The 6,896-nt window shown below is 67.5% G+C and carries 5 protein-coding genes and 1 pseudogene; 3 read left to right on the plus strand and 3 right to left on the minus strand.

Annotation, left to right across the window (positions count from 1 at the left end; genetic code table 11):
- From HUV06_RS13620 to HUV06_RS13630, 3 genes and pseudogenes are all read left to right on the plus strand, one after another.
- Positions 1-1,016, plus strand: a pseudogene (locus HUV06_RS13620) (DNA repair protein RecN); the annotation flags it as partial.
- 110 nt (positions 1,017-1,126) lie between these two features.
- On the plus strand, positions 1,127-1,600 hold the full coding sequence (locus tag HUV06_RS13625; RefSeq protein ID WP_174301799.1) for a hypothetical protein: 474 nt from the start codon (positions 1,127-1,129) through the stop codon (positions 1,598-1,600).
- On the plus strand, positions 1,585-3,015 hold the full coding sequence (locus HUV06_RS13630) for an ImmA/IrrE family metallo-endopeptidase (RefSeq protein ID WP_174301800.1): 1,431 nt from the start codon (positions 1,585-1,587) through the stop codon (positions 3,013-3,015). Before HUV06_RS13625 ends, HUV06_RS13630 begins: the two co-directional genes overlap by 16 nt.
- A gap of 42 nt (positions 3,016-3,057) precedes the next feature.
- Here HUV06_RS13630 and prfB read toward each other — a convergent pair.
- From prfB to HUV06_RS13645, 3 genes are all read right to left on the minus strand, one after another.
- Positions 3,058-4,192 (minus strand): peptide chain release factor 2 gene (gene prfB / locus HUV06_RS13635; protein ID WP_174301801.1). Its coding sequence is split into 2 segments (ribosomal slippage): positions 3,058-4,122 and positions 4,124-4,192, totalling 1,134 coding nucleotides; the frame shifts between segments, so codons are not numbered across the junction.
- A 61-nt stretch (positions 4,193-4,253) separates the two neighbouring features.
- Positions 4,254-4,763: a hypothetical protein gene (locus HUV06_RS13640; protein ID WP_174301802.1), complete on the minus strand. Its 510-nt coding sequence runs from the start codon at positions 4,761-4,763 to the stop codon at positions 4,254-4,256.
- A 67-nt stretch (positions 4,764-4,830) separates the two neighbouring features.
- Positions 4,831-6,896 (minus strand): penicillin-binding protein 1A (locus HUV06_RS13645; protein WP_174301803.1); only part of this gene is annotated, 2,066 nt, incomplete at its 5' end.

Here is a 6,896-nt window from a genome sequence, read left to right on the forward strand (position 1 = left end):
TCCGCGCGCTGGAGCGGGCGCGCGACAGGGCGATGCAGGCCGGCGGCGCAGCCGGCGCCTCGGCCGTGGACAGGCTGTCGGAGGCGGTGGCCGCGGGGGAGCGGACCCTCCTGGAGGCGCAGGAGACCCTGGCCACCCTGGACGCCGCCGCCCGCGCCTTCGTGTTCGAGCCCGCAAGGCTGGAGAAGACCGAAGAACGGCTGTTCGCGCTCAGGGCCGCCGCCCGCAAGCTCGGCGTGACGGTGGAGGACCTGCCGGCCGAGCGCGTGCGCTTCGCCGAGCTGCTGCGGGCCTTCGAGACCGCCGACCACACGCTCGCGGAGGCTGATGGCGCTACGGCCGCAGCCCAAGCCGACTACGACGCGGCGGCGCAGGCCCTGAGCGAGGCGCGCAAGGCGGCGGCCAGCCGTCTTTCCAAGGCCGTCGAAGTCGAGCTGAAGCCGCTGAAGCTGGAAAAGGCGCGCTTCCAAGTCGCCGTGGACGTCCTGCCCGAAGGCCGCGCCGGGCCGGAGGGAGCCGACCGCGTGGCCTTCGAGATCGCCACCAATCCCGGCGCGCCGTTCGGCCCGCTGGGCGACATCGCCTCCGGAGGCGAGCTGGCGCGCCTGGCGCTGGCATTGAAGGTCGCCCTGGCGACACGCGGCGGAGTGGACGCCAGCGGCCCCACCATGATCTTCGATGAGGTCGACCAGGGCGTCGGCGGCGCGGTCGCGGACGCGGTGGGCTCGCGCCTGAAGCGGCTGGCCGCCACCGGGCAGGTGCTGGTGGTCACCCACAGCCCGCAAGTCGCCGCTCGCGCCGACTCGCACTGGCGCGTGGCCAAGGCGCTGCGCCGCGATCACACCACCACCTCCATCGTAACCCTGGACGCCCGCACGCGCGAGGAGGAGATCGCGCGCATGCTGGCCGGCGCCGAGGTTACCGACGCGGCCCGGGCGGCCGCGCGCGCGTTGATCGGCGTCGACGAGCAGCAAGCGACAATCCACCCGCAAACCCCTGGTTGTAACGCTCGGTGAGCGCCGCTACGGAGTTGGCGAGCGCGGAAGCGTTGTCAGGGATCATGGGCGAGAGAACTCTCACAACAGTCGCGTTCAATCGCTACAGGCGGAGCCAGAGCCCGCAGGCTATGAACCCTGACACGCACCGCTATGAAGGCGACGCCGACCAGATGCAGGCTTCGGACGGTCTGGCGTTCTGGGAAGACGGCGCGTCTCTCGCAAGCACGACGAAATCGGACGTTCCCGCCGTTTCGCGCGATTCGCCCGACAGCCGTTTGTGGGTCATCACGGATGAGGACGTGCTCCACGCGCCAGAGTTCTGCCCGTTCGGCGCAGAGCGTGGAGCCCGGCGCCTCAAACATAGCAATTTAACCGCGGGCGGCGATGCTTACGTCGGGGGCGAACTCGTGTTTCTAGGCGACCAATCGATCGTGATCAGCGCCTGCTCAGGCCGGTATCGCGTCCGCAACGCCCAGGAACTGGCTGCAGTGGCTAGCGCGTTCAGGGGGTCTGGCTATAGAGTCTGGTCGATGGGCTACAATACCGACACCAACCGTCCCGTGATCATCGGCACCCAAGATCCCGAATGGGTCGCGGCGTGAACGCGGAACCTCAAGACGACGTGCTTGTGCGTGTCTTCGGAGACGGCGCACGAGGTCAACCCATCGAAACCCAGGCGCTCCGCTCCAAGCGTGAGTTCGTGCGCGGGCAGACCATGCTGGCCGAGGCAAGCCCCGAGGCGGAAGGCCGTAGATTGAGCGCCTACGAGGCCCTCAAGACCTTTGGCTTCCCGATCCTTCAGAAGGCGATTGACAATGGCCAAGCGGCGATCGTTCCGGATCGAACCGAGCCGGCGGCCACCTTGCGGAGACAACGCGAGCAGCTTGGCTTCAGCGTCGAGCGGTTCGCCCGGATCGTCGGCCGGAAAACAATTGAGATCAGCCTGGCGGAAACGCCCGGCAAGATCTCACCCGTCCGCCTGCTCGAAACGTTGGCGCCCCGGCTGGCGATTGACGAACGTTATCTCGGCTTCGACGCGGCGCGCAGCACCGACGAAAATCTTCGAGTGCGATTTCGCACCCTGTCCAGAGCGGACGACGCCTCCCTCAAGCTGTCGCCGACTGCGGTCTCCCAACTCGCCGAGGCGGCCTGGGTCATTGCGCGACAGCGGTCCCTTGCCAGCGAGACTGTCGATCCTGCCCACAACATCAAGACAGCCTTCGCCCCTGATCCCGATTACCAGTACCCGGTCCACGCAGCGGGTTTCCGGCTGGCGAAACTGACGCGTGAACGTCTGGGATTGGGTCTGACCGACAGCATCTTGAACCTGCGTCGGCTGATCGAAGACACGCTGCACATCCCATTGATCGAGACGGAATTAGGCCAGATGCTCGCCGGCGCGACGATCGCCAACGGCCCCCACCGGGGCATTGTTGTCAATACGGAAGGGCGCAACGGCAACGTCTGGATACGCCGCATGACGCTGGCGCATGAACTCGGTCATCTGCTTTGGGACCCGGTCCAGAAGCTGGAAAGCCTGATGGTCGATCGATATGACGACATCGAAGGTGTGGCCAAGCGCCCGCGCGATCCCGTGGAGATGCGCGCCAACGCCTTCGCCGTCGCCTTCCTTGCGCCGCCTTTAGAGGTGGATCGGATCGTCAGGGATACACGAGACGTCTGGAACGCTATCGTCCAGATCAGCGAGCGTTTCGGCATAAGCCCGACGGCTAGCCGAGCGCATGTCGGGAACGTCTGCCAGCTCCATGTTCCCTCGGCCAGCGGTCGCGTCTTGCCGGGACCATCGGACGAATGGAAGGGACGGGAGGACTACACCAACGACTACTTCCCCTTGGGTTCCACCCCGACGTCGCGGCGCGGACGGTTCACGTGGACGGTCATTCGAGCCATGGATGAGGGGCGGATTTCGACCGATACCGCCGCTACACTGCTGAACACGAAACCCGATGTCCTTCTGGAGCAGAAAACGCACCTTCTCCAGCTGACCTCTCCCTGACGGTAGGCGGGCCTGTCCGCGCGAAGCTCCAGGGGTTGCGCATCATGGGTCCGCAAAGCTGCCGCCTGCATCCCGCGTCGCCCCCACCCTCTGCGACAGCGACGCCCCCATGAAGGCGTCGAGGTCGCCGTCCAGCACGCCCTGGGTGTCTGAGGTCTCCACCTCGGTGCGGAGGTCCTTGACCAGCTGGTAGGGCTGCAGGACGTAGCTCCTGATCTGGTGGCCCCAGCCGATGTCTGTCTTGGCGTCCTCCAGCGCGGCCTGGGCCTCCTCCCGGCGCTGCAGCTCGGCCTCGTAGAGGCGGGCGCGGAGCATCTGCCAGGCGTTCTCGCGGTTCTGATGCTGTGAGCGCTGGGTCTGGCAGGCGACCGCGATCCCGGTGGGGATGTGGGTCAGGCGCACCGCGGAGTCGGTTTTGTTGATGTGCTGGCCGCCGGCGCCTGAGGCCCGGTAGGTGTCGGTGCGCACGTCGGCGGGGTTGATTTCGATGACGATGGTGTCGTCCACCACCGGATAGACCCAGACCGAAGCGAAGCTGGTGTGGCGGCGCGCATTGCTGTCGAAGGGCGAGATGCGGACCAGGCGGTGCACCCCCGCCTCGGTCTTCAGCCAGCCGTAGGCGTTCAGGCCCTTTACCTGCAGGGTGGCGGATTTCAGGCCCGCGGTCTCGCCGGCGGTCTCCTCCAGAACGTCCACGCTCATGCCATGAGCGGTGGCCCAGCGGGTGTACATGCGGGTGAGCATCAGGGCCCAATCGGCCGATTCGGTGCCGCCGGCGCCGGAGTTGATCTCCACATAGGCGTCGTTGGGGTCGGCCTCGCCGGAAAGCAGCGCCTCCAGCTCGGCGCGGCCGGCGCGGTCCTTCAGCGCTTTAAGGGTCGCCGCGGCCTCCTCAAGGCTGGCCTGATCGCCTTCCATCTCGGCCAGTTCGGCAAAGTCGAGGGTGTCCTGGCGCTCGCGCTCCAGCGCGCGCACCGCCTCCACCTGGGTTGCGAGCTTGGTGCGTTCGCGCATCAGGGCCTGGGCGTCCGAAGGCCTGTCCCACAAGGTGGGGTCCTCGGCGCGGGCGTTCAGCTCGTCGAGCTTGCGGAGCGCGGGCTCCCAGTCAAAGACGCCTCCTGAGCAGTCCGACGGACTGCTCGATGTCGGCCGCGGCGGCCTCGACATCCGCTCTCATTGAGACATGCTCCCGAAGTGGAGCGCTCAGATAGCTGGCGCGGACGAGCGCGGCAACCAGCTCAGAACCGTCCGACGCTGTACGTTTGCACCGGATTGCCCGAAGCGTCGCTGGTTTCGACGACCGAGGTCACCCTCGCGCGGATCTGTTTGAAGCTGACCACATAGGCATAGGGATCGCGCGGCAGGCCGGCTGCGGTAGCGGACTTGTAGGCGGCCAGATCCTCGCTCGACGGCTCGGCCGGAGCATAGCCCTGGGAGGCCATGCACTCGTCGAGCGTGCGGTTGAATTTCCGGTTGGCGGCTACGTTGGCGGCGACCCCGCTTCCCACGTTCAGGGCGATGGCGGCCAGGGCGCCCCCTGCTCCGGCGCCGATATAGGTTGCGACCATCTGCCCATTGGTAGCGGTCCTGGCCTTGTCCCGGCACGTCATCTGGTCAGCGAGCACCTGCTGGTGCAGAGCCCTGCCGTCCACTCTCTGCACGCCGTCCGGAACGCCGTCCCAGGCCTGTGCGCCCGCGGCCTGGGCCGTCAGGCCAACCATGAACATCGCCGCCAAGATCGTTTTCATGCGCGCCCTCCGCCGGCTTGGAGGGCTGTAGCGTATCCGGCTTAAGAAGCGGTTCAGGCGGGTCGGCTCAGTACAGGCCCTGCACGTCCTTGGGCGGTTTCGGCGGACCGGCGCCGGCGGGTGGAGCGCTGCTGGGGAAGGCCTGGCCGTAGGGTGTCGGTGGCATCATCGCAGACGGCGAGCCGGACTTGATGCGCCGGACCCTGGGCGGCGGGGGCTTGGGCTCGGTGCCGGGGCGGAAGGCTTCCTTGTGGCCGTGGGCCCAGGCCATCTTCACGTCCGGCGGCGCGGTGAAGTCGGTGACGGGCTGGTCCTTCAGCGCGTCCTGCATGAAGTCGATCCAGATGGGGATGGCCGCCTTGGCGCCGGTCTCCTTGTCGCCGAGCGAACGGTTGTCGTCGAAGCCTACGAAGGCGCCGACCACGAGGTCGGAGGTGTAGCCGACGAACCAGGCGCTACGGTAGTCGTTGGTGGTGCCGGTCTTGCCGGCGATGGGGCGGGCGCCGAAGGTCTTGCCGACCTCGGCCCCGGTGCCGACCTGGGTCACGCCTTCCAGCATGAGCGTCATGGAGTAGGCGGTGATGGGGTCCATCACCTGGGTCCCGTCAGGGGGGATGCGTGGGCTCTCCTCCCCCTCGAACGGTTCGTCGCAGTGGGGGCAATCGCGCCGGTCGGCCTTCCAGACCACCTGGCCGGAATGGTCCTCGGCCAGCTCGATCAGGTGCGGCTGGATGCGCTTGCCGCCGTTGGCGAATTCCGAATAGGCGGCGGTGAGGCGGAAGGGTGTCACTTCGCCCGCGCCGAGCGCTGCAGGCAGGTAGGGCGGCAGGTGGTCGGCCACTCCGAAGCGTGCGGCGGCGTCCACGATCTTGTGCATGCCCACGGCCTTGGCCAGGCGCACGGTCATGGTGTTCTTGGAGAAGACGAGGCCATTGCGGAGCGGCGTCTGGCCCGAATAGGTGTGCTCGTAATTCTCCGGGCTGTAGACCTTGCCGCCACCCCCGTTGAGATAGATGGGCGCGTCGAGCACGGTGGAGGCCGGGGTGAAGCCGTTCTCGAGCGCCGTGGCGTAGACGAAGGGCTTGAACGAGGAGCCCGGCTGGCGCGCCGCCTGGGTCGCCCGGTTGAAGTTGGAAAGCGAGAAGCTGTAGCCGCCGACCAGGGCCAGCACCCGGCCGGACTTGGGCTCGATCACCACCAGCGCCCCGTTCACCGCTGGCACCTGGCGCAGGTTGTAGAAGCGGCCGCCTGGGTTGATCTGCTCCACATAGACCAGGTCGCCCGGCAACAGCACCTTGCCGGCGTTGGCCCAGACCACGTCGGCGTCGACGATCGCGCCGTGCTCGCCCTTGGCGGTGGTGATCTCGGCCACGCCGTCGCCCACCTCGTCGATCTGGGCGGCGACCCAGGTGCGACGCTCGGCCGGCGCGGGCTTCACGTCCGTGGCATTGGCCCAATCCGGCGAAACGTCGGCGTGGCCCCAGGGACCGCGCCAGCCGTGCCGGTGGTCGTAGCTCTCCAAGCCCTTCATAAGAGCCATGCGGGCGGCGCTCTGCAGGCGGGAGTCCAGCGTGGTGCGCAGGTACAGGCCGTCGTTCTCGGCGGTCTTGCTGATGGTGCCCTTGGCGCGCTGGCGCACCTCCTCCACGAAGTAGTCGGCGTCGCGGTAGTGGGTGCGCTCGGGCTTGGTCTGAACGACCAGGTCCTCCTGCATCGCCGCCTGGACCGCCGGCCGGGCGACCCAGCCGAGCTGGGCCATCTGGTTCAAGATCCAGTTGCGCCGCTCGATGGCGGCGGCCTTGTGGGTGATGGGGTTGTAGTTGGCCGGCCCCTTGGGCAGGGCGGCGAGAAAAGCGATCTGCGCCAGGTCCAGCTCGCCCAACGTTTTGCCGAAATAATTATAGGCCGCGGCGCCGACACCATAGGCGCGGTTTCCGAGGCCGATCTGGTTGAGATAAATCTCCAGGATGCGCGACTTGGGCAGGGTCTGTTCGATGCGCTGGGCGAGGATGGCCTCCTTCACCTTGCGGCCGAAGGTCTGCTCGTTGGTCAGCAGGATGTTCTTAGCCACCTGCTGGGTGATGGTGGAGCCGCCCTGAAGGCGCTGCTTGTTGGCGGCGCGGAACACGTCGC

The sequence above is a fragment of the Caulobacter sp. S45 genome (assembly GCF_903642205.1).
Taxonomy (GTDB): domain Bacteria; phylum Pseudomonadota; class Alphaproteobacteria; order Caulobacterales; family Caulobacteraceae; genus CAHJWH01.